This window comes from Acidimicrobiales bacterium (genome assembly GCA_030747595.1).
GTDB lineage: Bacteria > Actinomycetota > Acidimicrobiia > Acidimicrobiales > MedAcidi-G1 > UBA9410.
Window position 1 is genome coordinate 157,885 of sequence record JASLKK010000001.1, and the last position, 25,281, is coordinate 183,165.

At 68.0% G+C, this 25,281-nt stretch carries 27 protein-coding genes; 17 read left to right on the plus strand and 10 right to left on the minus strand.

What is annotated here, in order from left to right; genetic code table 11:
- Positions 1 to 12: 12 nt before the first annotated feature.
- The 4 genes from QF777_00710 to QF777_00725 all read right to left on the minus strand — a co-directional run bounded on the left by QF777_00710 (position 13) and on the right by QF777_00725 (position 5,777).
- Complete coding sequence (locus QF777_00710) at positions 13 to 1,281, minus strand: Glu/Leu/Phe/Val dehydrogenase (GenBank protein ID MDP6910070.1); 1,269 nt, start codon at positions 1,279 to 1,281, stop codon at positions 13 to 15.
- Positions 1,282 to 1,338: 57 nt separating this feature from the next.
- Entirely contained in the window at positions 1,339 to 3,738 is a 2,400-nt protein-coding gene (locus tag QF777_00715) for an HAD-IC family P-type ATPase (protein ID MDP6910071.1), read from the minus strand.
- Between the two features lie 96 nt (positions 3,739 to 3,834).
- Positions 3,835 to 4,593 (minus strand): NUDIX domain-containing protein, encoded by a 759-nt coding sequence (locus tag QF777_00720; GenBank protein ID MDP6910072.1) that lies wholly within the window; start codon positions 4,591 to 4,593, stop codon positions 3,835 to 3,837.
- Positions 4,590 to 5,777, minus strand: a complete 1,188-nt coding sequence (locus QF777_00725; GenBank protein ID MDP6910073.1) for a CoA transferase — start codon at positions 5,775 to 5,777, stop codon at positions 4,590 to 4,592. The genes QF777_00720 and QF777_00725 overlap by 4 nt, the downstream gene beginning before the upstream one ends.
- Positions 5,778 to 5,896: 119 nt before the next feature.
- Here QF777_00725 and QF777_00730 point away from each other — a divergent pair, with 119 nt between their 5' ends.
- The gene (locus QF777_00730) at positions 5,897 to 6,727 is read left to right on the plus strand and encodes an SDR family NAD(P)-dependent oxidoreductase (protein MDP6910074.1); all 831 of its coding nucleotides are present in this window, start codon (positions 5,897 to 5,899) and stop codon (positions 6,725 to 6,727) included.
- Positions 6,728 to 6,799: 72 nt separating this feature from the next.
- On the opposite strand, the gene QF777_00735 is transcribed toward QF777_00730, so the two are convergent.
- On the minus strand, positions 6,800 to 7,216 hold the full coding sequence (locus QF777_00735; GenBank protein ID MDP6910075.1) for a nuclear transport factor 2 family protein: 417 nt from the start codon (positions 7,214 to 7,216) through the stop codon (positions 6,800 to 6,802).
- A gap of 75 nt (positions 7,217 to 7,291) precedes the next feature.
- Between QF777_00735 and QF777_00740 the strand changes: the two genes are divergently transcribed.
- Positions 7,292 to 8,563, plus strand: coding sequence for a cytochrome P450 (locus tag QF777_00740; protein ID MDP6910076.1), 1,272 nt, complete (start codon positions 7,292 to 7,294; stop codon positions 8,561 to 8,563).
- Positions 8,564 to 8,593: 30 nt separating this feature from the next.
- Here the strand turns inward: QF777_00740 and QF777_00745 are convergent, their stop codons facing one another.
- Both QF777_00745 and QF777_00750 read right to left on the minus strand, forming a co-directional pair.
- Positions 8,594 to 9,514 carry an NAD(P)-dependent oxidoreductase gene (locus tag QF777_00745; protein ID MDP6910077.1) on the minus strand — a complete coding sequence of 307 codons (921 nt, stop codon included), beginning with the start codon at positions 9,512 to 9,514 and terminating at the stop codon, positions 8,594 to 8,596.
- 10 nt (positions 9,515 to 9,524) lie between these two features.
- Positions 9,525 to 9,740 (minus strand): hypothetical protein, encoded by a 216-nt coding sequence (locus QF777_00750; protein MDP6910078.1) that lies wholly within the window; start codon positions 9,738 to 9,740, stop codon positions 9,525 to 9,527.
- Between the two features lie 87 nt (positions 9,741 to 9,827).
- Between QF777_00750 and QF777_00755 the strand changes: the two genes are divergently transcribed.
- The 3 genes from QF777_00755 to QF777_00765 all read left to right on the plus strand — a co-directional run bounded on the left by QF777_00755 (position 9,828) and on the right by QF777_00765 (position 12,490).
- On the plus strand, positions 9,828 to 10,604 hold the full coding sequence (locus QF777_00755) for an SDR family oxidoreductase (protein MDP6910079.1): 777 nt from the start codon (positions 9,828 to 9,830) through the stop codon (positions 10,602 to 10,604).
- Between the two features lie 115 nt (positions 10,605 to 10,719).
- On the plus strand, positions 10,720 to 11,682 hold the full coding sequence (locus QF777_00760) for an SDR family oxidoreductase (GenBank protein ID MDP6910080.1): 963 nt from the start codon (positions 10,720 to 10,722) through the stop codon (positions 11,680 to 11,682).
- A 31-nt stretch (positions 11,683 to 11,713) separates the two neighbouring features.
- Complete coding sequence (locus QF777_00765; GenBank protein ID MDP6910081.1) at positions 11,714 to 12,490, plus strand: SDR family oxidoreductase; 777 nt, start codon at positions 11,714 to 11,716, stop codon at positions 12,488 to 12,490.
- A gap of 1 nt (position 12,491) precedes the next feature.
- Here the strand turns inward: QF777_00765 and QF777_00770 are convergent, their stop codons facing one another.
- The 3 genes from QF777_00770 to QF777_00780 all read right to left on the minus strand — a co-directional run bounded on the left by QF777_00770 (position 12,492) and on the right by QF777_00780 (position 15,014).
- Entirely contained in the window at positions 12,492 to 13,481 is a 990-nt protein-coding gene (locus QF777_00770) for an MBL fold metallo-hydrolase (protein ID MDP6910082.1), read from the minus strand.
- Positions 13,482 to 13,686: 205 nt separating this feature from the next.
- Positions 13,687 to 14,199: an SET domain-containing protein-lysine N-methyltransferase gene (locus tag QF777_00775; GenBank protein ID MDP6910083.1), complete on the minus strand. Its 513-nt coding sequence runs from the start codon at positions 14,197 to 14,199 to the stop codon at positions 13,687 to 13,689.
- 8 nt (positions 14,200 to 14,207) lie between these two features.
- Positions 14,208 to 15,014 (minus strand): SDR family oxidoreductase, encoded by an 807-nt coding sequence (locus tag QF777_00780; protein ID MDP6910084.1) that lies wholly within the window; start codon positions 15,012 to 15,014, stop codon positions 14,208 to 14,210.
- 97 nt (positions 15,015 to 15,111) lie between these two features.
- On the opposite strand from QF777_00780, the gene QF777_00785 reads away from it, so the two are divergent.
- From QF777_00785 to QF777_00840, 12 genes are all read left to right on the plus strand, one after another.
- Complete coding sequence (locus QF777_00785) at positions 15,112 to 16,044, plus strand: CoA-transferase (protein ID MDP6910085.1); 933 nt, start codon at positions 15,112 to 15,114, stop codon at positions 16,042 to 16,044.
- Position 16,045: 1 nt separating this feature from the next.
- A complete protein-coding gene (locus QF777_00790) occupies positions 16,046 to 16,852 on the plus strand; it encodes a CoA-transferase (protein ID MDP6910086.1) in 807 nt (268 codons plus the stop codon).
- A 2-nt stretch (positions 16,853 to 16,854) separates the two neighbouring features.
- Positions 16,855 to 17,973, plus strand: coding sequence for a nitronate monooxygenase (locus QF777_00795; GenBank protein ID MDP6910087.1), 1,119 nt, complete (start codon positions 16,855 to 16,857; stop codon positions 17,971 to 17,973).
- Positions 17,974 to 17,978: 5 nt separating this feature from the next.
- Positions 17,979 to 19,148: an acyl-CoA dehydrogenase family protein gene (locus QF777_00800; GenBank protein ID MDP6910088.1), complete on the plus strand. Its 1,170-nt coding sequence runs from the start codon at positions 17,979 to 17,981 to the stop codon at positions 19,146 to 19,148.
- A gap of 10 nt (positions 19,149 to 19,158) precedes the next feature.
- Complete coding sequence (locus QF777_00805) at positions 19,159 to 20,223, plus strand: acyl-CoA dehydrogenase family protein (protein MDP6910089.1); 1,065 nt, start codon at positions 19,159 to 19,161, stop codon at positions 20,221 to 20,223.
- A gap of 10 nt (positions 20,224 to 20,233) precedes the next feature.
- Positions 20,234 to 20,920, plus strand: coding sequence for a PaaI family thioesterase (locus tag QF777_00810; protein MDP6910090.1), 687 nt, complete (start codon positions 20,234 to 20,236; stop codon positions 20,918 to 20,920).
- On the plus strand, positions 20,917 to 21,435 hold the full coding sequence (locus QF777_00815; protein ID MDP6910091.1) for a hypothetical protein: 519 nt from the start codon (positions 20,917 to 20,919) through the stop codon (positions 21,433 to 21,435). Before QF777_00810 ends, QF777_00815 begins: the two co-directional genes overlap by 4 nt.
- Complete coding sequence (locus QF777_00820; GenBank protein MDP6910092.1) at positions 21,432 to 22,148, plus strand: AzlC family ABC transporter permease; 717 nt, start codon at positions 21,432 to 21,434, stop codon at positions 22,146 to 22,148. Before QF777_00815 ends, QF777_00820 begins: the two co-directional genes overlap by 4 nt.
- Positions 22,145 to 22,441, plus strand: a complete 297-nt coding sequence (locus QF777_00825) for a hypothetical protein (GenBank protein MDP6910093.1) — start codon at positions 22,145 to 22,147, stop codon at positions 22,439 to 22,441. Before QF777_00820 ends, QF777_00825 begins: the two co-directional genes overlap by 4 nt.
- A 200-nt stretch (positions 22,442 to 22,641) precedes the next feature.
- Positions 22,642 to 23,244, plus strand: a complete 603-nt coding sequence (locus QF777_00830) for a hemolysin III family protein (protein ID MDP6910094.1) — start codon at positions 22,642 to 22,644, stop codon at positions 23,242 to 23,244.
- 41 nt (positions 23,245 to 23,285) lie between these two features.
- The gene (locus tag QF777_00835) at positions 23,286 to 23,666 is read left to right on the plus strand and encodes a hypothetical protein (protein ID MDP6910095.1); all 381 of its coding nucleotides are present in this window, start codon (positions 23,286 to 23,288) and stop codon (positions 23,664 to 23,666) included.
- Between the two features lie 19 nt (positions 23,667 to 23,685).
- On the plus strand, positions 23,686 to 25,206 hold the full coding sequence (locus tag QF777_00840; protein MDP6910096.1) for a carboxyl transferase domain-containing protein: 1,521 nt from the start codon (positions 23,686 to 23,688) through the stop codon (positions 25,204 to 25,206).
- The last annotated feature ends 75 nt before the right edge of the window (positions 25,207 to 25,281 follow it).

The following is a 25,281-nucleotide window of genomic DNA, read 5'->3' on the forward strand; positions in this document are numbered from 1 at the left end:
GCAGGGTCCGGATCAGGGGAAGATGCCCCGCTGCCCGTAGACGACCTGAAGGCGTCGCAGCGCCACCGCGTAGGCGGCGTCCCGACGCGAACTCACCTCGAGTTCGGCCCGCAGGTCGACCACGGCGTCACACGCCTTCCACAGGGTCTCACGCAACTTGAAGTCCACGTCGTCCAGGTCCCAGCGTTCGGCCGACCGGTTCTGCAGCCACTCGAAGTATGAGACCACGACACCACCGGCGTTAACGAGGATGTCGGGCAGGACGTCGATGTCTCGTTGGGCAAGGATCTTCTCGGCATCCAGCGTCGTTGGCCCGTTGGCCGCCTCGACGATGACCTTGGCCTGGATCCGGCCCGCATTGTCTGCGGTTATCTGGTTTTCGAGGGCGGCGGGGACGACGATGTCGGCTGGCACTGTCCAGAAGTCGTCGGTGTCGATCCACATGCCGCCCGGAAAGCCAGCCACCGAGCCCCGCTCACTGACCCAGTCGGTCAACTCGAAGGCGTCAATGCCGTCCTCGTCGGCCACCGTGCCGGCATGGTCGGACACGGCCACCACCCTGGCGCCGTGCACCTGGAGGATGCGTGCCGTGGCACTGCCCACGTTGCCGAAGCCCTGGATGCTCACGGTGGCACCTGCCAGGTCGAAGCCGACCTCGTCGGCCCAGTGCTGGAGGCAGAACACCACGCCCTGGCCGGTGGCTTTCTCGCGTCCCGGGCTTCCACCGGTCTCCAGCGTCTTGCCGGTCACGATGCGCTTGACGTTCTGACGCTCGGTGACGCCCGTGGAATTGGCGTAGGTGTCCATCATCCAGACCATCGACTGGGCGTTGGACCCCAGGTCGGGCGCCGGAATGTCGTGGTCGGGACCGATGTTGCCGCCCAGGGCGTGGGTGAAGCGTCGGACGACCCGCTCCAACTCGTCGGGTTCGAGTCCGTCGGGGTCGAACGAGATGCCGCCCTTTGCTCCGCCGAACGGGATGTCACACAGAGCCGACTTCCACGTCATCCACGAAGCCAGGGCCTTGACCTCGTCGAGGTCGACCATGGGGTGGAATCGGACTCCGCCCTTGTACGGACCCAGCAGATTGGAATGCTGGATGCGGTAGCCCCGGAAAACCCGGTAGGTCCCGTCGTTGAGACGCACCGGGAAGTTGACGATGATCTCGTTCTTGGGCTGGGAGAGGATCGACCGCAGATCGTCGGAGAGGTCGACCAGGTCGGCGCCACGGTTGAACTGGTCCAGCGCGGTGGCGAACAGGCTGGTTTGGGAATCGGACATGGGGAGACCCTCCGGGTCTGACGAGGATCGCCGTTGACCCCGGTCTCTCCGGCGACGCTAGCGGCCCCGGACTCGCCCCCGTAGGAGAAGAGCGGTGATCCGCGGTGCGGCGGCTACCAACAGGCCACCGGCGGCCACACAGATCGCCGCCGTCAACCAAGCCGAGTCGGGTGGGACGACCAACTCGAAGTAGTCGCGTGCGAACGGCCACGCCATAGTCACCGCGTAGAGCCCACCCATGGCGGCAGCCAGGGCCAGCTTCCAGGGGCGAAGCGGTCGACTGATCCCCAGGAGGATGGCTAGCCCCACCCCGAGAAGGGTGAGGGTGGCTGCCGTACGGGCCTCGGCCAACGAGGCATCCGACCGGCGAACCACCTCGTAACAGACGAACGTGGCAGCCGACGCGGCCACCCCGGCGGGGAGGGACCATCGCAGGACCCGGGGGAGGAAGCCGGGCCGCACCAGGGAGTCGTCGGGCGCCAGCGCCAGGAAGAAACCGGGAAGGCCGATCGATATGGAGCCGATGAGGGTGAGCTGCTTGGGTAGGAACGGGAACGGCACGCCGAACAGCCCGACGAGGACGGTCAGCAGCACGGCGTAGGTGGCCTTGGTGAGGAAGAGGTTGGCCACCCGCTCGATGTTGTTAATGACCCGGCGGCCCTCGGCCACCACCCGGGGCAGCGTCGAGAACCGATCGTCGAGGAGGACCAGCTGGGCGACAGCCCGGGACGCCGAACTTCCGGAGCCCATGGCGATTCCCATGTCGGCATCCTTGAGGGCCAGGACGTCGTTGACACCATCGCCCGTCATGGCCACCGTCCGGCCACGGGCCTGTAGGGCGCGGACCATGGCCTGCTTCTGGTGGGGCGTGACCCGTCCAAACACCGAGCGGTCAACCAGGTCGCCGGTCAGGGCCTCGGCCAGCATTTCGGGGTCGTCGGGCAGGGTGCGGGCATCGACACCTTCCTCGGCACCGGGAATGCCGGCACGTCGGGCCACGGCGGCCACGGTGGCCGGATGGTCGCCCGAGATCACCTTCAGGTCCAGTCCCTGTTCGACGAACCAGGCGAGAATCTCCGGCGCCTCGGCCTTGACTGTGTCGGTAAGCAACACCAGACACAGGGGCAGTCGGGCTGACGGGAGTTCGTCGGCGGGGGCGTCGGGGTCGTAACTCGATCGGGTCACGACGAGGACCCGGTGTCCGTCATCGGCCAGTTCGGTCACTCGGTCACGAGCCACGGACCACTCGCCGACCGGTAGGAGCACGTCGGGGGCGCCCAGGTGGTGGACGACCCGAGAGGCATCATCGAGCCCGTGGGGAGCGAAGGTCGCGGCAGCCCACTTCCGGGCTGAGGAGAACGGCACGGCGTCGACCACCGTCCAGCCGGGGTTGGGCAGGGCGGTGGCCAGTGCGACCAGAGTGGGATTGGGTGACGGGTCGGCGCCCGCCATGGCGCCGACGGCTGCCGCAGCGTCGGCAGCCGTAGTCGCGCCGATGACCTCCAGGTCGGCCAAGGAGATCTCGCCGGTGGTGATGGTGCCCGTCTTGTCGAGGCACAGGGTGTCGACCCGGGCCAAGAGTTCGACCGAGGCCAACTCCCGAGCTAGTGCCCGGCGCCGGGCGAGGGTGATCACCCCGACGATGAACGAGAGGCTGGTGAGGAGTACCAAGCCATCGGGGACCATGGCCACCGCTGCGGCCACCGTGCCTCGGAGGGCTTCCTGCCAGAGGTCCTCGGTGACCAGCAGGCGCAGAAGCAGCAGTCCGGCGGCCGGGGGAATGACCATGGTCAGCCAACGAAGGACTAGGTCCACCCCGGATCGCAGCTCGCTGCCCACCAAGGTGAAGCGCCGGGCCTCCTCGGCCAGGGTGGCGGCGTACGAACCGCTTCCGATGTGGGTGGCCCGGTAGAGGCCCGAGCCGGCCGAGACGAAACTCCCGGAGAGCACCTCGTCGCCGACCGCCTTATCCACCGGATCGGCCTCTCCGGTCAAGAGCGACTCGTCGACCTCCAGCCCGGCAGCATCGACCACAGTGCCGTCGACCACCACCTGATCGCCCGGAGATAGCAATAGAAGGTCGTCGGCCACCACTCCGGAAACCGCGAGATCAAGGGTGTCGCCGTCACGGATCACCCGAGCCCTCGGTGCCGACAACACGGTCAGTTCATTGAGGGTCCGACGCGCCTTGAGTTCCTGAAGGGTCCCGATCACGCTGTTGGAGACGATGACGCCGGCGAACAGGGCGTCACCCGGGAAGCCGGCCACCAGGATCAGCACGAGGAGCGCCCCCATGATGGCGTTGACCGGAGTGAGGACGTTGGCTCGGAGGATTTCGCCGGTGGTGCGAACCGGCGCGTCAGGCACGTTGTTGACCCGGCCATCGGCCACTCGGTCGGCCACCTCCCCGGCGGTGAGTCCGTTGGTCAGGTCCGTCACGGCCGTCTCAGCATCCACGGGCGCCGATGGTACGCGGACGCCCCGGGATCGGCTGCCCCGGGATCGGGAGACTTGGGAGAGGAGGGCTTGGGCGGCGGGGCTGATGCCCGGCGATCAGTTTCGGGTGTCGGTGAACACATAGCCGGTTTCGACGAGGGTGAGGCGGTGGCGGGGTCCCTCGATGGAAGGGTCGTTGACCTCGTACCCGGCGTCGCCGGTCCACATGGCAACCGGCCCGTCGTCGGTCCGGGCCATGTGCGTCTCGTAGAACGGTGGATCCTCCGCGTCGAGTACCTCGAGGGCCTCGGCCACCGTGGCAAACGACTTCAGGCGGTGCAGGGTCATCCACGTGGGTGGGGCCAGTTCGATGTCGCCGCGGTCGCGTCGGTCCAGGGCGTCGACGGGACGCATCCACTCGTGTTCGGTGATCTCGCCGTCGTCGATGGCGACTGCCGAGGCCGGCCCCTCATGGTGCGTCGCGAAGAAGAAGGTGGCGAACCGTTTCGGCATGACGGGAGGCGGAACCCAGTGGGCGAACCAGACGAGTGCCGCCGGATCCACGGCGACCGATGCCTCCTCAGCTGCTTCGCGGGCCGCAGCGGCTGCCGCAGTGGCCAGTTCGTCGGTCGCCCCGTCATCGCCGACGACTTGGTCAGAAGCATCGATCTTCCCGCCGGGAAAGACCCACATGCCACCGAAGGCGATCTGGGAGTTCTTGCGGAGCATGAGGGTCTCGATGCCCGCCTCTCCGTCGCTCAGCACAACCACGGTGGCTGCCGGGATCAGCAAGGAATCGCCGTGCTCAGCGTGGTGTCGCGCATAGGCGTCGTAACGCCGGTGGTCGCGGTGATGGCCGGCGTCGGTGCCGGTCATCGGATCACCCCGGCCATCCGGAGTTCGTCGATCCGTTCACCCCGTCCGGTCTCGGTCACCACCTCGTCGGAATGCTGCCCGAGGGTGGGTGCTGCGGGTTCCCGGAGTACCGCTGGGGTCCCGTGGAACTGGGCCGGTACCCGATGGTGGCGGACCCGACCAGCCGCCGGATGGTCGAACTCGGTGAACAGGCCGTTGGCCACCACCTGGGGATCGTCGATCACCTCTTCGACAGCTCGCACCAAGCCGAATGGCACCTGGTTGTCGTCCAGGCGGGTTTCGGCTTCGGCGACGGTCATGCGGGTGGCGTTTACGCGGACCTCCCGGTGGATGGCCGTCGACTTGTGGCGGTTGGCTGCCCGGTCGCGGATGGTGGCCAGATCGGGGTCCGAGCTGTCGACCCGCATGGCCCTGGCCAGCCCGTGGAACTCGTCGTCGGCAGGGACGGCAATCGCCGCGAATCCGCCATCGAAGGCAAACGGAGTGTTGTTGGCTGCCACCGACTGGGGCCCCGAGTGGTCGCCCTCCAAGATGACCTCGTGGTCGGCGCCATCCACGAAGAGGAAGGCAACGGAGGCATCCAGCATCGATAGTTCGATGTGCTGGCCCCCTGCTCCGCGCTCGCGGGCGAACAGGGCGGCGGTAATTGCCTGACAGGCGGTGTAGGCGGTGATCTTGTCGCACACCAGCTGTTTGAGGAACCGGGGATGGTCATCGTTCAGGCCGGTCTGGTTGGCCGCTAGACCCGAATGGGCCTGGATCACCGTGTCGTAGACCCTTCGATGGCTGTACGGGCCGTCGGGGCCGAAGCCGGTCAAGTCTGCGTAGACGATGTCGGGTCTGATGGCCGCCACCTCGTCGTAGGTGATCCCGAGCCGCTCGGCAACACCGGGCCGGAAGTTCTGGACGAGCACGTCGGCCTCGGAAATGAGGTCGCCCAAGATGGCCTGACCCTCGGCCTGCCGCAGGTCGAGCACCAGCGACCGCTTTCCCCGGTTGGCTACCTGGAACATGGCCGAGATGCCACCAACCGTCGATCCGAGCCATCGCACGACGTCGCCGTCCGGAGCCTGTTCGACCTTGATGCAATCGGCGCCTTGGTCGACGAGCATCCCTGCGGCCAGGGGGCCGGTTAGGGCGACGGAGAGATCGACGATTCGAATGCCGTCGAGGGGGCCGGGCATGGGGTGACGGTAGTCGGGGCGCTGCTTAGGGGAGCAGCCGGAGACAGCCCGGACGGCTGGCGACACCTACGGTGCCCGACAATGGCGGCTGTCGTGATGCCGTTCGGAGGGAGCAACCGATGATCAAGGACCTTGACGGCCGGGTGGCCGTGGTGACCGGAGCAGCGTCGGGCATCGGTCTGGCCATGGTCGAGGCGTTTCTGGACCAGGGCATGTCGGTAGTGCTCTCCGACGTGGACGAATCTGCACTGGCCGTTCAGGTCGACCGGTTGGCGGCTGCCGTCGGGTCGACCGACCGGGTCAGCGGCATGGTGTGCGACGTGGCCGACGCGGATGCTGTCACTGCTCTGGCGGACACAGCGTGGAGCCGTCACGGTGGCGTCCACGTGTTATGCAACAACGCAGGGGTCGGCCCGGCAGGTGCGATGTTGGACACCACGGCGTCGGAGTGGCGATGGACCTTCGAGGTCAATGTGTTGGGCGTGGCCCATGGCGTTCTTGCCTTCGCTCCACGGATGGTCGATGCCGGGGTCGGGCACATTGTGAACGTGGCTTCCCAGGCCGGTCTGATGACCACTGCCTTCCTCGGCATGTACGCGTCTAGCAAGCACGCCGTGGTGGGCCTGTCCGAGGCGCTCTACCGGGAGCTGGAACTCTCACCGGTTGGCGTGTCGTGCCTGTGTCCCGAACTGGTATCGACGGCCATCTTCGACGTGGCCCGTGTGCGGCCCGATTGGGTCGACGTTCATGAGACCAGTGAGGCCACCCAGGGTTCGCTGGCCGAGTTGCTGGGTGACCGAGGGATCAGCACCGGACTGGTCGCTGAACGGGTGGTCGACGCGGTTCGCGATGGCCGGTTCTGGGTGTTCACCCACGACGTCACGGTGCCCGCAGCAGCTCGACGGTTCGAGGACCTTCAGACAGGACGGAACCCGACGGACGCCCCCTGACCGGCCTGGATTCCCAGTCAAGGCTGTGCCTGTTCCTCAGCCGCCCAGCACGTATCTAGAGGAAGCGTCAGATCAGAAGGGAGTCCGGTCGAACCAGGCGCTCTCCTCGCGGAGGTCGCGGCTTCGCCACCCCTCGGCGGTCCGGACGAGGTCATGGTGGTACCAACCGCCGGTGAACCAGGTTTCGCCGCCCGGCAGGCGCATCGGATTGTTGAACATGGCGGTCACCGTGGCCGAGTTGCCGTCGACAACCACGTCGACGTTGGAAACCAGATGCTGGGTCATCTCGAACATCTCCAGCGAGGTCGACAGGAACTCGACGACCTCCTCGAGGTTCCCGGCGATCCCACCGGCCGAGGTGTAGTCGATCATGGCGTCGGCGGTGAAGACGCTGCGGTAGCCGTCCCAGTCGCGACGGTCGACCGCGGTGGCGTACCGGGTGAGGAGGTCCCCGATAGCGATTCGGTCGGCGAGAGCCTGAAGGTCCATGGGGGAAATCTAGAACTGAGATCGGATGGATACCGGATCGGGCCCGGACCCAATCCTGTGCCTATGGTCTCGCCCATGATGAACGCTTCTGCCACCGGGCGCCCGCTCGAAGACCTCGACCTGTCGCGGATCGACCCGCTCTGGTCCGGTCCGATGGAGGATCGGCTGGACGGCTTCTCGGCGTTGCGTCGCCACGACCCGATCCGGTTCTTCGCCGAGGAGGGCAACGAGTACCTGGCCGCCGGCCCGGGTTACTGGGCGGTCACCCGCCATGCCGACGTGGTGGATGCCAGCCGCCGTCCCGACGCGTTCTGCTCGGGCGAGGGAACCAACATCCCCGACCTCCCGCCGGAGTTCCGGGAGTTCTTTGGATCGATGATCAGCATGGACGACCCCCGTCACGCTCGATTCCGAAAGATCGTCTCCGCTGGGTTCACCCCACGGATGATGCGGTCCCTGGAGGACGGGGTGGTGTCCACGGCTAGCGGGATCGTGGATCGAGTGGCCGGACTCGGCTCGTGTGACTTCGTGACCGAGGTAGCGGCCCGGCTTCCGCTGGTGGTGATCTGCGACATGATGGGAATCGCCGCCGATCGCCATGACGAGGTGTTCGACCTTTCCAACATCGTGCTCAGCCAGGGCGACCCCGAGTACATCCCTGAGGGCTCTAACCCGTTGGAGGCCTTCCTGGCAGCCGGAGCGGGGCTGTCGGCCATCATGCAGGAGACGGCCGCGGACCGGCGGGGCGGCGACGGCGAGGATCTCACCTCACTGCTGGTGAACGCCGAGGTGGATGGCGAGCGACTCACCACCGAGGAACTGTCCTCCTTCTTCGTCCTGTTGTGCGTGGCCGGCAACGAGACGACCCGCAACGCCATCTCGTGGGGTCTCCACTACCTCACCACCAACCCGGATCAGCGGGACCGGTGGTTGGCTGACATCGACGGGGTGATGTCCACCGCGGTGGACGAGATCGTCCGGATGTCCAGCCCGGTGATCCACTTCCGCCGCACGGCGACCGCCGACGGGGTGCGGCTCGGAGACCAGGAATTCAAGGCCGGCGAGAAGCTGGTGCTCTGGTATGCCTCGGCCAACCGGGACGAGACGGTGTTCGTCGACCCAGACCGTTTTGACGTGACCCGGGATCCCAATCCGCACGTGGGCTTCGGTGGCCCGGGCCCCCATTTCTGTCTGGGCGCCCATCTGGCCCGTCGTGAGGTCGGGGTGATGTTCCGGGAACTGCTGACCCGTCTACCCGACATCCACGCCACCACCGGGCCCGACCGTCTGCGATCCAACTTCGTCAACGGGATCAAGCACCTACCCTGCGCGTTCACCCCGGCGTAGCAGCCCGGCGCCCGTGCCCAGGGCGGGCAGTCAGACGCCGGTGGAGCCGGCGCGGGCTTCGAGGGTGGCGATCATGCCGTCGCGCCAGTCGATGGAGCACGGTCCGGTGAGGGAATGGCGCTTGGTGGGGTCCGCAGCGCTCCCTGGTTGTCCGCCCGGGAGGTCGTAATAGGCGATTTCAGGATCGACACCGAGGTGGGCACCGAACGCCGCGGTCCAGTCCTCGGCGGTCACCATGTCGTCGCCGCACCAGTTCACAATCGTGGCCGGGGTCGATGCGGCATCGAGGAGGGCGGCTACCTGGTGAGCCATGTCCTCCTCGTGGATGGGGCTGTAGGCGTTCGGTCCGGGCTTGCGTAGCCACACGGGCTGGCCGGCGGCCACCCAGTCCCCGTGGTACGCGGGCAGGCCACCGTTCGGTCCATAGCTGGCGTTGATCCGGGCAATGGTGGTGGGAAGGTCGAGGACGCGGGCCATGGTCCGGGCCACAGCTTCCTGAGAGACCTTGGAGACGCCGTAGGTCGGGCTGTGGGGAGCGGTCGGGTCACCCAACGGGTCGGTCTCGGTGTAGCGGTGCAGCGGATCCTCGTTGGCCCTGTACACCGAGTTGGTCGAGGCGATGAGAGCGGCTTCGGCGTGCTGACAGTGGGCCATGAGCAGACCGGTGGCCTCGGCGTTAGCCCGGATGGCCCGATCGTGGTCGTCGGCCTTTCCCTGCCAGGCAGCGAAGTGGACCAGATGGGTGAAGTCGTCGGGCAGTCCGCTGAGGTCCCCAGACGCCAGGTCGGCTACGTGGGTCCGCACCCCGATGGATTCGGCACGTTCCTGGCTGCCATCGGCCGAGAAGCGGGCCACGCCCCACACGTCGTTGTCCTCCGCCAGGAAGCGGGCGACGGGATGACCGATCTGACCCGTCAGCCCTGTCACGAGGATCCTGCGGTCGCTCAGCATCTCAGGGAACCTACGTCGCGTCGTCCAGTCGGGTCACGCCGAGCGAGAACTCTCCGGCAGCTGCGTAGAACAGCCATCGTCCGGCCGCATCGGGATCGTCGTCAACCGATACGTCGAGGAGCCAGGGCGGGGTGCGGACCACCGACGGGCCCTGAACGTTGAAGTCGCCGTGTTCGGTGGGCAGGTCGGGATGGTCCCGAGGGACGATCACATACCGTTCGTGCATCGATGGGGCTCCGGGAGCGGTGGATAGGGCAGGCTGTTAGTCGCCGGTTCTCTGTGCGCCGGGAACCGTAGGAGAGAGGTCGACAGGATGTTGGATCGGGATGGGGTGGCAGCGCTGCACGACCTGACGGGTCGAGTGGCCGTGGTGACGGGGGGAAGTCGGGGCATCGGGCTCGCCGTGGCCCATGCCTTCGCGGCCCAGGGTGCCCGGGTGGTGGTGTCTAGCCGGAAGGCTGAGGCTTGTGGCGAGGCGGTGGCCTCCATCCGTGCCGCCGGGGGTGAGGCGATCGCCGTACCCGCCCATGTAGGGGACCTTCATGACCTGGAGCAACTGGTCGCTAGCACGGTGGACGCCTTCGGAGGGATCGACGTGCTGGTCAACAACGCAGCCAACCCGTTGGCCCAGCCCATCGGATCGATCACTGCGGACGCCTACGCCAAGTCGTTCGACGTCAACGTCCGGGGGCCGCTGTTCCTGTTCCAGGCCTGCCTGCCCCACCTGCTGGAATCGGACCATGCCGCTGTGGTCAACGTGATCTCTGCGGCCGCCTTCTTGCACACTCCGGGGGGGTCGTTGTACGGGGCAGCCAAGGCGGCACTGCTGCACTTCACGCGGTCGATGGCCGCCGAGTATGCCCAGTCGGGAATCAGGGTCAACGCGCTGGCCCCCGGGCCGACCGACACGACAATGGTCCGCAACACCGGCGAGGCGGGGGCGGCGTCCATGGCCCGCTCGACCCGACTGGGCCGTCTGGCAGGTGCCGACGAGATGGTGGGCGCCGTGCTCTACATGGCGTCCGACGCATCGAGCTTCATGACCGGGCAGTGCATGACCGTCGATGGTGGACTGGTGCCCGCCCGCTGAGACGTGCCCGCTGAGGTTGGCCCGCTGAACACACCGCCGCCGACCCTCGGTAGGGTGGCGACCGAATCTGACGGACCGTCAGGAATGAGATGGTCCATGAGCCCTCGGAGTACCCATGTCACTGGACGGCGTCGCCCACCTCGCAGGAAAGAACATCGCTGTCACCGGTGCCGGCAACGGGATCGGTCGGGCCATCGCCCTGGCCTGTGCCGCCGAGGGTGCAAACGTGGTGGTAGCCGACTACGGCGTCTCTATTGAGGGGAGCGACCCGTCCAGCGACGTCGCTGATGCCGTCGTGGCAGAGATCGTCTCGGCGGGTGGCACGGCCATCGCTGTGGCGGGCGACGTTTCCCAGATGGAGGTCGGCCAGCGGATCGTCGATACGGCGTTGGAGGCCTGGGGCAGCATCGATGGGGTGGTCTGCGTGGCCGGCATCGTGCGCGAGCGGATGCTGTTCAACATGAGCGAGGATGAGTTCGACCACGTGGTCGGTGTCCATCTCAAGGGCCACTTCACGCTCTACAAGGCGGCCGCGGCGGTCATGCGAAAGCAGGAGACCGGAGGCAGCCTCGTCGGCTTCACGTCGGGAGCCTTCGTGGCATCGACGGCCCAGGCCAACTACTCGGCGGCTAAGGGCGGCATCGTCTCGCTGACTCGGAGTGCGGCCTTCGCCCTCCGGAAGTACGGCGTGAACGCGAACTGCATCGCCCCAGCGGCCATGACCCGCATGTCGGAAAACGTGCCGTTCGAGATCGAGGCTGGCAGCCCCGAAGCCATTGCCCCGCTGGCTGTCTGGCTCATGTCGGACGCAGCTCGTGACGTGACGGCCCAGATCTACACCTGTACCGGTAAGCGCATCGCCGTGTGGAATCAGCCCGCCGAGATCCGCCACATGTGGGCTGATGATGGTGCATCGTTCAGCGTCGACGAGATCGCCGAGAAGCTCCCCGCCACCATTGGCGACGAGGAGATGCCGATGTTCGCCGATCTGGAGCGGCGCATGAAGGAGATGGCTCAGGCCAAGGAACGGGCCGAGAAACAGGCCCCTGGACAGGATGCTCCGGCCTCCCAGGCCTGATCGCGCCAGTCGCCGGATCTAGCCTCCTGCCATGGATGCTCCTGAGTATGTACCCGGCCATGACCTGTTGGCCGATCGGATCGTCGTGGTCACCGCGGCGGCCGGCGCCGGGATCGGATTCGCCGTGGCGAAGAAGGCCGTGGAGGAGGGGGCGACCGTCGTCATCTCCGATGTCCACGAGCGGCGCCTGGACGAGGCGGCCGATGCGTTGGCCGAACTGTCCGGTGACCGTCCGGTCACCAGCCTGTGTGACGTCAGTGACGAGAACCAGGTGCAGGAACTGTTGGACGCCGCCGTGGTCGCACACGGCCGTATTGACGTCATGGTCAACAACGCCGGTCTCGGCGGTGACACCCCGCTGGTCGAGATGCAGGATGACGAGTGGGAACGGGTCCTGGACATCACCCTCACCGGAGCGATGCGCTGCACCCGGGCGGCCATGCGGATCATGGGTGAACAGGGCCACGGTGTGATCGTGAACAACGCCTCGGTGCTGGGCTGGCGGGCCCAGGCGGGCCAGAGCCACTACGCGGCCGCCAAGGCTGGGGTGATGGCCCTCACCCGGTGCGCGGCCATCGAGGGCGTCGAGTCAGGCATCCGGATCAACTGCGTGGCCCCCAGCTTTGCCACCCACCCGTTTCTGGCCCGGACGAGCAGCGAGGAACTGCTCGCCGAGCTGGCCGCCAGCGAGGCCTATGGGCGGGGCGCCGAGCCGTGGGAGGTAGCCAACGTGGTTGTCTTCCTGGCCAGCGACTACTCGTCTTACATGACCGGCGAGGTCGTGTCGGTCTCCAGCCAGCGCGCCTGATTCAGACCAGGCGCCAGTCAGCCTTCCAGTCCGAGCTGGCACCACCGTCGTCTTCCGGATCAGTCTCAGCAACTGCCCGACCTGCCCGGGATAGGGCGAGGAGGTGGGCGTACACCACGGCCGCTGCCGCCTTGTGGAGCTTTTCATCCACATCCGCGTAGAGCTCGGCGACGATCGACTCGATCCCCCGGGGGCCGGCGACGAGGGCATCGACAATCTGGCCCTCACGCATCTCCCGATGGTCGATCAGCGTCGCAACGTAACGGCTCGGGTCAGTGATGGCCGGTCCGTGGGTGGGTCGGTAGAGGGTCTCGGGGCGGTCCAGCAGCCGACGGAGGTTGGCTAGGTAGTCGTTCAGATCGCCGTCGGGTGCCGGGACCACGGTGGTCGACCAACCCATGACGTGATCGCCAGTGAACAGGGTCGCTTCCTCCCGGAGGGCGAAGCACAGGTGGTTCGAGATGTGGCCCGGGGTGTGAAGCGCCTCGAAAGTGAACCCTTCGCCGGCGATGACGTCGCCGTCGGAGGTGACCACGTCGGGCACGAAGTCCCGGTCGCCTGCGCCCTCTCCATCCTCGGACTCGGGTTCCTCGCCGGCCTCGATGGCCTTTCGGACCCGTTCGTCGTAAGCGCGGATGGCTTCCACCGGGTGGGGGCCGAAACCGTACGAGGTGGCCCCGGTGGCCGTCTGCACGGCGGCGGTGGCTGGGGAGTGGTCCGGGTGGGTGTGGGTAATGAGCAGGTGGGTGACCCGCTGGCCCTCGACGGCCTTCAGGAGGGCCGCCACATGGTCGTCGTCGGCTGGCCCCGGATCGATGATGGCGACGTTCCCGTTCGGGTTGGAGTCCGGTGCGGGCCCAATGATGAACGTGCCCGATCCGTGGTAGGTGAACTTCGACGGGTTACGGGCCACCACCCGACGCACGAGCGGCGAGAGCTGCTCCACCTCCCCGTAGGGCGGGGCGTCCTCGTACCGGAACTCGGGGGCCATGGCGGCATCCTGCCCGATGGACGTCCCCGTCGCGAACTTCTGTCCCAGCCGGCGGCCTGGTTGACGTCCCGGAAACCGAGGTTCAGCGGGCGTGGTTCAGGAACCTGATCAGGTGGCGCCCGGACTCGCCGATTTCGGCCGCGTATGGACCGGTAACGCCCTGGCCGAGATCGGCGAAGAGCCGGGCCGCTAGGGAAATGGGTCGTCAGTTCTGGCTTTGGCGGATTCTGGCGGCCACGTGCTCTATGAAGAACCCGTCGTACCTGGCCTGGACGGCAGGGAGCCGCCAGTCGTCGCCGGTGACGGTGCCTCGACACGCCGCCGTCCCGCAGCCACACTCCAGGCGGTAGTCGTCGGTCCGGGCCGTGCCGTAGTCATGACACAGTTCCTCGTCGGCCGCGATATCGCGCATGGCCACGTAGACCACCTGGCCACGGAAGCCGACGTTGGCGTCACACGAGTGGTTAATTCGAATGGACGTCTCGTCCACCTCGGTGGCTGTACGGGGCGACAGGTAGAGGTCGTCGGCGATCTGAAGGCTCTGGTCGCCGATCTCGGCAGTGAGGCGAACCACCTCAGCGTGGTCGACGATGTGGCCGGCCTTTACGGCCACGACCTCCCCGGCGGCAATCGGTTCAAGGGCAAACACCCCGAGGCCGGCCACCGATCCGTCGCGGACCTCAACCTTGGGCGAACGCCAACAGCGGATGGGAGCCACGAGTCCGGTCAGCCGCGCGCTGCGCCCAGGTAGGCCGGGCCCTCGCCCCCGCCGTGAACCTCCACGCAGGTGCCGGTGACCCACCGGGCCAATGGTGAAGCCAGGGCGAGGCAGATGTCGGCCACATCGTCTGGCTGGCCCAGCCGACCGGCAGGGAGGTTGGCGGCCACTGCGGCCTGCCCCTCGTCGTCACCGTAGAAGGCGGCGGCTTCGTCGGTGACGATCATCCCGACAGTGATGGCCACCACCCGGATGGCCGGCCCCCACTCATGGGCCAGCGTTCGGGTCATGTTCTCAAGACCGGCCTTGGCCGCCCCGTAGGCCACGCCGAGTGGGTTGGGTCGCGTCCCACTCACCGACGAGATGTTGACGATCACTCCACCGCCGTCCTGGGTCGACATCGTGGGGTGCACGGCCTGGCAGAACGTCATGGGCGCTGTGAGGTTCAGCGCGATGATCTTCTCGTTGAAGCGGGGTGACACGGTGGCCGAATCGGCCGGTGGTGCGCCACCAGCGTTGTTGACCAGCACATCGACTCGTCCCGACCGCTCCACAGTCGCGGCCACTACATCGGCTACCTGCTCCGGATCGCGTACGTCTGCCACTATGAAAGCGGCCTCCCGGGATCCGTCTGTCGAGGTGATGGGCTCGTCAGGCGCACTCCTCGCGCAGGTGATGACGTCAGCTCCGGCGTCGAGGAAGGTGGTGGCGATCACGCGACCCAGGCCCCGTGACCCACCGGTGACCACCACCGACCGACCGGTGAAGTCCAGCGGGTCTGACGATGGGGTCGGAGGGGTCGGCGAGGGGGCCACGGAACGCACGCTAACCGCCGGCTGTCGTGACGGATCACACAATCTGACGGACCGTCAGGGTTTCCGTGGCGGTCCCGACTCGCCTACCGTTGGCCGGGTGACTCCTCCCAGCCAACGCTCTTATGCACCCTCGACGCTTCCCACCCCCGACGGGCGCCCGGACAAGCGGATGACCGAGGATGACGTCGTCGCCCGGCTGTCCAGCGGTATGACCATCGGTATCGGAGGCTGGGGCTCACGCCGCAAGCCCATGTCGCTGGTCCGGGCCATCGCCCGCAGCGAACTCACCGACCTGACCATCGTCTGCTACGGCGGCCCCGAGGTAGGGATCCTCTCGACACTCGGCAAGGTCCGGCGGGCCGTCTACGGCTTCGTGTCGCTCGACTCCATTCCGTTGGAACCACACTTCCGCCAGGCCCGTCAGCAGGGAACCATCGAGGTCACGGAACTGGACGAGGGAGCCTTCTACCTCGGCCTCCTGGCGGCCGCCCATCGGGTGCCCTTTTATCCGACACGGGCCGGACTGGGCAGCGACATGATGCTGATGAACCCCGATCTGGCCACCGTCACCTCGCCCTATCCGGACGCCGACGGTGTCCACGAGGACCTGGTGGCCATTCCGGCCTTCCAGTTGGATGCCTCCCTGATCCACATGAACCGGGCCGATGCAGCCGGAAACGGCCAGTTCCTCGGTCCCGACCTCTACTTCGATGACCTGTTCGCCAAGGCGGCGACGTCCACCTACCTGTCGTGCGAGAAGGTGATCGCAACCGGCGACCTGCTCGCCGAGGGATCCCTCCACACCCTCAAGATCCCCCGGCTCTTCGTGGACGGCGTCGTCGAGTCGCCCCGGGGCGCCCACTTCACCGAATGCCCACCCGACTACGGGCGCGACGAGGCATTCCAGCGGGCGTACGCGGCCACCGCCAAGGATCCCGAGGCGTGGCGGGCCTTCGTGGATCGCTGGTTGGAGGCGCCCAGCCACGCCGAGTACCTCGAGCGGCTCGATGCCGAGGGGGAGGGGGCCTGAGATGGCCGACCTCAAGCCCGACGCCAACCAGCCAGAAGAGGCGACCATCGACGAGATCTGTGTGGTGGCCATTGCCGAGGCCTTTCGTGGTGACGGCGAGATCCTCTGCAACCCGATCGGCACCACGCCGATCATCGGTGGACGACTGGCCAGAGCCACCTTCGAACCGGCCATGGTGATGACCGACGCCGTGTCAGTGCTGGCCGCCAACCCGTTGCCGGTGGGTGACGACAACGCCGAACGCCTGGTCGAGGCCTGGATGCCCTACCGCGACATGTTCGACGTGGTCTGGTCAGGTCGCCGCCACATAGTCATGGGCGCCAGCCAGATCGATGCCCACGGCAACCAGAACCTGGCGGCCATCGGCGACTGGCGACGGCCCAAGGCTCAACTCCTGGGCCTGCGTGGCGCACCGGGCAACCTGGTCAACCACGCCACCACCTACTGGGTTCCCAACCACTCGACCCGATCGTTCGTGCCCTCCGTGGACGTGGTGTCGGGTCCGGGCTACGACCGGGTGGCACCCCTGTCGGTAGCCATCCGGGCCGGTTACGAGATCCGCCGGGTGGTGTCCAACCTGGCCGTGATGGACTTCGAATCCAGCGGATCAGGCGATGAGCCCCGCCGGATGCGGCTGCGATCGGTGCATCCCGGCGTGACGGTCGATGAGGTGGTCGAGGCCACCGGCTTCGAGCTGGCCGTGCCCGACGAGGTCCCCGAGAGTCGACTGCCGACCGGCGAGGAACTCCACCTCATCCGTGAGGTGCTCGACCCCCAGGGCTACCGCAAGGCCGAGTTCGGCGGTTGACCATGGAGTGGCCGAACTCGGATCCCACGCCGGCTGACCGGCGCCTCCACACCCGGTTCTGCGACCTGGTTGGTGTTCGGTATCCGATCGTCCAGACGGGCATGGGCTGGGTGGCCGGCTCACGGCTGACGGCGGCCACTGCGGAGGCCGGCGGGCTGGGGATCATCGCCGCAGCCCCCATGACGTACGACCAGATGGTCGACGCCATTGCCGAGGTCCGTGCCGCCACCGACGAACCGTTCGGGGTGAACCTTCGGACCGACGCCGCCGACGTGGATCGACGGGTCGATTACCTGATCGCTGAAGGAGTGCGGGTGGCCTCGTTTGCCCAGGCCCCGGGGCAGGCCATCGTGGAACGCCTCAAGGAGGCCGGGGTGGTCGTCATCCCGACCATCGGCGCGGCCCGCCACGCCGAAAAGGTCGCCGAATGGGGTGTGGACGCGGTGATTGCCCAGGGCGCCGAGGGCGGTGGACATACCGGTCTGGTGCCCACCTCGATCCTCGTCCCCCAGGTGCTCGATGCCCTAGAGGGCAGCGGCGTGGCCCTGGTGGCCGCCGGTGGGTTCACCGACGGGCGCGGCCTGGCTGCCGCCCTGGCCTGGGGTGCAGACGCGGTGGCCATGGGCACCCGTTTCCTGCTCACTGCCGACAGCGACGTCCCCGACGAGGTCAAGTCCGTGTACCTGGCCACGCCGGTCACCGGCACGGTGGTCACCCGGGCCGTCGACGGTGCGCCGCAACGGGTGGTGGCCACCGAGGTGGTGGCCCGACTGGAGCGGTCCCGCGTGCTGGCCTTCCCCCGGGCAGCCCTGAACGCCCTCCGGTTTCGACGACTGACGTCCACCCCTCTACGCGAGCTACTGGCCGAGGGGCTGCGCATGAAGCGATCTTCGGAGATGACGTGGAGCCAGGTGGCCATGGCCGCCAACGCCCCGATGCTGACCCGGGCCACCATGGTCGAGGGTCGCTCCGAGGTGGGGATCCTCCCGACCGGTCAGGGAGTGGGCGCCATTGCCGAACTCCCGACGTGTGCCGAGTTGATCGACCGCACGGTGGCCGAGGCCACAGCGGCCCTTGATCGGTTGACCGGCCGGGGAGCGGACCCGGCTGTGGGGGAGTGACCGCCATGGACCTCGACTTCACATCCAGCCAGATGGCTTTCCGTGACGAGGTGCGGGGCTGGCTAGCCGAGAACCTCCCCGCCGAGCCGCTTCCCTCCCTGGACACCCCCGAGGGATTCGAGCTCCACCGTGAATGGGAAGGCGTGCTGCACGAGGCTCGCTGGTCGGTGGTGGCCTGGCCCGAGGCGCACGGCGGCCGGGACGCCGACCTCGTGGAGTGGCTGCTGTTCGAAGAGGAGTACTACCGGTCGGGTGCACCGGGCCGGGTCAACACCAACGGGATCAGCCTCCTGGGACCGACCCTGTACGCCTTCGGGACGGCGAAACAACAGGACCGCTTCCTTCCCCGGATGGCCTCTGGAGAGGAGATCTGGGCCCAGGGCTGGTCCGAACCCGACTCGGGAAGCGACCTGGCGTCCATATCCACAAAGGCCATCCGCGACGGCGAGTGGTTCGTGCTGGACGGCCAGAAGACGTGGTGTTCGCGTGGCGCATGGGCCGATTGGATGTTCTGCATCGTGCGGACCGACCCCGACTCCGAACGCCACCGCGGGCTCTCGTACCTGTTGGTGCCAGCCGACGCCGAGGGCCTCGAGCGGCGTCCGGTTGGTCGTCTCGACGGCGAGCCGGCATTCGCCGAACTGTTCTTCGACGGGTGCCGGGTGCACGAGTCGAACCTCCTGGGCGGCGAGGGCGAGGGCTGGAACGTCGCCATGGCCACCACGTCCAGCGAGCGGGGCCTGAACCTCCGGGCGCCCGGCCGGTTCCTGGCCGCAGCGGACCGTCTGGCCGACCTCTACCGTGAGTTGTTGGAGACAGGATCTTCCGACGAGGGCCTGCTGGACGAGGTAGTCCAGGCATGGACCGGCGCACAGGCCTACCGGTGGCAGACGTACCGCACAGCCGCCCACCTGTCGGGCGGTGGTGAACTGGGTGCGGCATCGTCGATGGGCAAGGTCTTCTGGTCCGAGTTGGACGTCGAGTTGCACTCCACTGCGCTGCGCCTGCTCGGTGAGCGCGGCGAGCTGGTCGACGCTCCGCCCGGACCCGGATTGCCGGGGGCCGACTGGATGTCGGGTTACCTGTTCAGCTTGTCGGGTCCGATCTACGCCGGCACCAACGAGATCCAGCGCAACATCATCGCTGAGCGGGTGCTCGGCCTCCCTCGGAAGTAGCGGCACCACTATGGACTTCACACTGGGCGGGGACCGGGCGCTATTCGCGGAGACCCTGCGCGACATTCTCGACGACGTCTGCACCGCGGACGCCGTGCGGGCCTCGTGGAATGACCCGTCGGGGGCCGTCGACGGTCTCTGGGCGACATTGGCCGAGACTGGCGTCCTGGGACTCGCCGCGCCCGTAGCCCATGGTGGTCTGGGGATGGACGAGGTCGACCAGGTGCTCCTGCTCGAGGAACTGGGTCGGGCGGCCTGCCCGGACCCGGTGGTCGAACACTCGGCGGTCGCCGTGCCGTTGCTCCGTGACCTGGCATCTACCGCCCTGCAGGAGGAGTGGCTGGGCCGGGCCGTCGAGGGTTCGGCGGTGCTCACCGCCGGCTCGCCGGCTGGCGACCCAGGGCGGCCTCTGGTGCTGGCTGGCGCTCGGGCAGACCTGGTGGTACTCGTCGTGGACGGGGCGCTCCACGCTGTACCGGCCGCCTCGGTCTCGGGTCAGGCCCGCGACAGCGTCGATGGCTCCCGACGCCTGACCGAGGTCATCGTGGACGTATCGGCCGACACCCTGGTATCCGCCGATCCCGAGGCCGTGTCCGCGCTGTGGGACCGGGGTTCGTGGGCCATGGCGGCTCAGGCCGTCGGGGTGGCCCAGCGGCTGCTCGACCTGACGGTGGCCTACGTGTCCGAACGGGAGCAGTTCGGTCGACCGGTCGGAGTGAACCAGGCCGTGAAGCACCACTGTTCGAACATGGCTATCGCCATCGAGTTCGCCCGCCCCATGGTCCAGACGGCGGCTTGGGCACTTTCCACCGGTCGGATGCCGGAAGGGACTGTGCCGCCGGGGGCCACCGACGGCGGTCCGTCGACAGCGGCGTCCATGGCCAAGGCCCTGGCATCGGAAGCCGTCGACCTCGCCTGCCGCTCGGCGCTGCAGTGCCACGGAGCCATCGGCTACACGATCGAATACGACCTGCAGCTCTGGTTGAAGCGGGGATGGGCCCTGTCCGCGTCGTGGGGCGATGCCCGTCGCCACCGTCGTCGCATCGCCGACGGTCTGGGACTGGTCTCGGCATGATGGCCCAGCGATGACGGCGTCGACTGATGATTCCTGCCGGCCGGCCGGTGTCGACCTGGCCGACGAGATACGCGCTCTGGTCGCCGATGTGAATCGCCTCGCTCCCGGTGTCGACGGCCTTTTGGAGGCTCGTCGGCTGGTGTTCGAGGCCCGACAGGCACTCGAAGGTCCGGTGCGCCGCCGCTGGTACGAGGTTCCAGTCGATGAGATCGACGAGGACTTGGAAGCCCGGTTGCGGACCGAGGCGGGCGACCACAGTCTCTTCCGGGGTCGCCGCAACCCCTTGGCGCCGCCGCTGGTGGTGTCCAGCGAGTTCGACGATGACGGCCCTTTCGTGACGGGCTCGGTCCGTCTCGACCGATGCCGGGAGGGGCCACCGGAACGCCTCCACGGTGGTTATCTGGCTGGCCTGTTCGATGACGTGCTGAGCGGCGTCCCATCGCTCGTTGACATGGGGCCAGCGGTCACAGCCCGACTGGCTATCCGTTACCGAAGCGCCACGCCGCTCGACGTCGACCTCCGGTTCGAGGCTCGGGTGGTTCGTCATTCCGGACGGCGCCTGGTGGCTCGTGCACGCTGTGTAGTCCCCGGTGGGGACCGGGCGACGGCCGAAGCCGAGGCGCTCTTCGTGGCTGTGCCGGCGGCCCGCTCTCAGGAAGGGCGTCCTGGGGAGGGCAGCCGCCGGGGGGACGGGTGACCCAACCCACCGTCCTGTTCCTGTGCACGGGCAACGCTGCCCGGTCGGTCATGGCCCGGGCGATGTTCGCCGAGCGGGCCCCCGACTGGCGGGCCGTGGGTGCGGGCACGCTGGTGCTCGAGGGGCTTCCCATGAGCCAGCGGACCCGTAACGCGCTGGCCGACCATGGTCTGGCTGACCCTGATCACCGCAGTCGACAGTTCGGCGCCGACCACGAGAATGTGGACCTCGTGGTGACCATGGAGCCCTCGCACGTGGCCTGGATTCGCCGGAACTACCCCGAGGTGGCTGGGCGGACGGCATCGTTGCCCCGACTGGTTCGTGACCTTCCAGCGGGCGACGCGGCCGACTTGGCGGCCCGGGTGGAGGCGTTGGCCCTGGACGAGGTGGAGGTCGCCGACTGGGAAGAGGTCACCGATCCTGCGTCAGGTGAACAGGTCGACTTCGATGTCTGCGCGGCAACGCTCAGCAACCTCGTCGACACCCTGGTGGATCGCCTGGGCCCCTGCCGTTGAACGCCTCGGCGATCCTCCTGTGGCGTATGCCGTCCCACCGGCGGGACGGCTTCCTGCTGGCTGCGGCCTGCTTCCTGATCGGCATCACTTTCGGCGTGTTTGCCGACTCCTCGGGTCTAGGGCTCGGCCAGGCCGCGGCGCTTTCGGTCTTCACCTTCACCGGGGCTTCGCAGTTCGCCCTCCTCTCGGTGGTGGCCGGTGGAGGGACGGCGGTCGCCGCGGTGGGAGGTGCCCTGCTGATCGGCGCCCGTAATGGCCTGTACGGACCGTCGATCGCTCCGCTGCTTCAAGGTGGGCGTGTCCGCCGGGCCTTGTCGGCCCACTTCGTTATCGACGAGACCACGGCCATGGCCACCGCGCAGGATGACCCGACGCTGGCCCGGGAGGCCTTCTGGACCACCGGTCTCTGGCTGTTCGCCTTCTGGAATGTCGGGACGGTGCTGGGCGTGGTGGCCGGCAGTGCGTTGGACGATCCGGGGGCACTCGGTCTGGACGCAGCATTCCCAGCAGCCTTCGTGGCGTTGCTGGTCCCGCATCTGCGGACTCGCCCGGGTCAGGTCACCGCCCTATTGGGAGGTGCCATCGCGCTGGTGGCCACACCGTTCGCTGCAGCGGGGCTGCCCATGCTCCTCGCCGCGTTGGCCGTCCCCGTCGGAATGTCGTTGCAGCGACGGGCGGTCCGTGGCCGGACGAGCGGCGGAGGCATGTCGTGAGTTGGGCGGCCATCCTGACCCTGTCTGGAGGGTGCTACCTCGCCAAGTTGACCGGGGTGATGGCGGGGGACCGCTTCGCCACGGTGCTGGCGCCGGTGACGACGCTGTTGCCGGCTGCCCTCTTCTCGGCCATCGTCGTGCTCATGACGGTGGCCGACGATTCCACCCTGGTGATCGATGCCCGCCTGGCCGGCGTGGCAGTGGCCATCGTGGCCGTCATCCGTCGGGCGCCGTTCGCGGTCGTAGTGGCACTGGCCATGTTGGCCACCGCGGGGATCCGCCTCCTGAACTGATCGGACCGCGGCCGGAACCGATTCCCGACGCTCGGCGTCTTGCCATGACAGGTGGTTCCCGTCGGTCTACGTTCGTCAATGTGACGGGCGGACCAAAGAAGGAACCGGAGACGGACCCGGTGGAGGCCGCTGACGTCTCCGGTGTCTCGGCGTCCGTGCGGCGGTCATTGCTCCTGCCCAGACCCCGGTGGCGCGGGGTCATGCACCGATTGGCCCTGCCGTGCTCTCTGGCGGGAGGTGTCGTACTGGTGGCCTCAGCCTCGGGGGGGCGCGACCGGGTGGGTGCCGCGGTGTTCGTCATGGGTGTCGTGCTGATGTTCTCGGCCAGCAGCCTCGTACACCTGCGTCGCTGGTCGATCCCCACGTGGGAGGTCCTGTTCCGCATCGACCACGGGGCGATCTTCGTTCTCATCGCGGCCAGCGCCACACCGATTGGGTTGAGCGCGCTCGATGGTCGGTCGGCCACCCTGCTCCTCTGGGCGGTGTGGATCGGTGCCGCGGTCGGCGTCGGAGTCCGAGCGCTGCCGTTTCATCCGCCGAAGGGCCTCATGAACACCTTGTTCATCGTCCTGGGCTGGGTGCCCATCGTGGTGGCGCCCGACCTGATCCGTGCCCTGAGCCTCACCGAACTGCTCCTGGTGGTCGCCGAGGGGCTCCTGTACAGCGGCGGCGCATTGATGTTGGGAGCCCGCTGGCCTGATCCGTCGCCCGAGGTGTTCGGCTACCACGAGGTCTGGCACACGCTGGTGACCATCGCGGTGGCACTCCACTTCGTGGTGGTGGGCCTCCTCGTCGCCGGATGACCCGAACGCACCGTGGGGCCGCCCGGACGAGGCGGCTGCGCGTGGTGGTCTCCCTCTCGGCAGTAGCCCTCTCAGTGGCTGGCCTGGTGGCGGGCTGCGGGGACGAGCTGGTCTCCGACCCCCGGCGGGCCACCACGTGCGCCGGGCTGGTGGAAGCCGGCCGGGTCACCGCTGAGGCGGTGCTCGACCTCCTCGGTGACCGGTCGCTGGCCGACCTGGTGGAGGACAACCCCGACGAGCCATTCGCCGAGGTGGACCGCCTCCTCCGGGTCGAGGTGTTCGCCGAGCGGGCCGAGGCACTGGGTTGTGGTGCGGCGGAACTCGTCCGGCGGGCCTGCACCTCCTATCAGGGACTGTCTCCCCAGGCCCGGGGTGAGGCGGGCCGGGAGTTCCTGGCCCCCTACTTCGCGGCCTGTGACTGATCTGGGCGAGACTGGGTTGGTGACGACCGACCCCGACGCCTGGGAGCCCCTGCTCGACGACCTCCACGGGCGGCGTGCGGCTGCCAGAGCCATGGGTGGCGAGGATCGTCTGGCCCGACACCGTGACAAGGGTGGTGGTGACCGACTTGACGCCCGGGCCCGGATCGACCACCTGCTCGACGATGGCTCGTTCCACGAGATCGGCACGCTGGTTGAACCCCCGGGCGACGCCGCTCCGGCCGACGGAATCGTCACCGGATCGGGGACCATTGACGGCCGGCCCGTGATGATCGGCGCCGAGGACTTCACCGTGCTGGGCGGTTCCATCGGCTCGGGGAGCACGGCCAAGCGTTACCGCATTGCAGAGTTGGCCGAGCAGGACCGGATGCCGCTGGTCATGTTGTTAGAGGGCGCCGGCCATAGGCCTCCGGGTACTGGCGTCGAACCGGGTCGTGCGCCGACCGATCTGCACCAGCAGGCCCGACTCTCTGGCCGGGTCCCGCTGGTAACCGGCATTCTGGGTCCGTCGGCCGGCCACGGTGCGCTGGTGGCGCCCTTGTCGGACTACTCGGTCATGACCCGCGACGCCGCGGTGTTCACCGCAGGGCCGCCCGTGGTGAAGTCCGCCCTAGGCGAGGACGTCTCGGCTGACGAACTGGGGGGTCCTGATGTGGCGGTGGCCAGCGGACTCATCCATGACGTTGCCGAGTCCGATCGTGACGCCCTGAACCGGATCGCGAAATGGCTGTCGTTTTTCCCGACCAGTGCCTGGTCATACCCGTCGCGCCGCGAGAGTGGCGACACCGGCCACCGGGCCGTGGACGAACTCGTGGACCTGATTCCCCGGCGGCCCACCCGCGGCTACGACATTGGGCCGGTCATCGAGTGCCTGATGGACGACGGTGAGTTCGTCGAGATCCAGGCCGGGTTCGGTGCATCCATCGTCTGTGGACTCGCCCACCTCGGGGGAGATCCGGTGGCCGTGGTGGCCAACCAGCCGGCAGTGCGGGCCGGCACCATTGACGTGGCGGCCGCCGACAAGGCGGCCCACTTCATCCAGGTGGCCGACTCGTTCCACCTGCCGCTGGTCTTCCTGACCGACAACCCCGGAGTGTTGGCCGGTACAGCCTCGGAACGGGCCGGGATCCTGCGGGCCGGTGCCCGGATGTTCGCCGCCCAGACCCAGGCCCGCACGGTCAAGGTCCAAGCCACCCTTCGCAAGGCCTACGGGTTCGGCTCCCTGGCCATGTCGATGGTTTCCTTTGACGGACAGACAGTGTCGGTGGCCCTCCCGGGGGTGACCCTGGGGGCCATGGGCGCCCGTAGCGCGAGCGAAGCGGTGGGCGCCGACGAGACGACCGCGGAGGCCATCTCGGAGGCTGAAGCCAACGCCGTCTACCGCTCGGCGTCCCGATTGGGCTTCGACGAGGTGGTGGCGCCGGGCGAGTTGCGAGACGTCCTGCTGGCTGCCGTGGCACGCGGGGTGTCCCGCCGCCAGCAAGCTGCTGAGCCCACCGCCCGGACGGCCATCACGCCCTGATCGGCGATAACCGGTCGGGATCAGGTTCTCGAGATGGCAGGCTGGCCCAGTCTCGGAACCATCCCGTACCTCCCC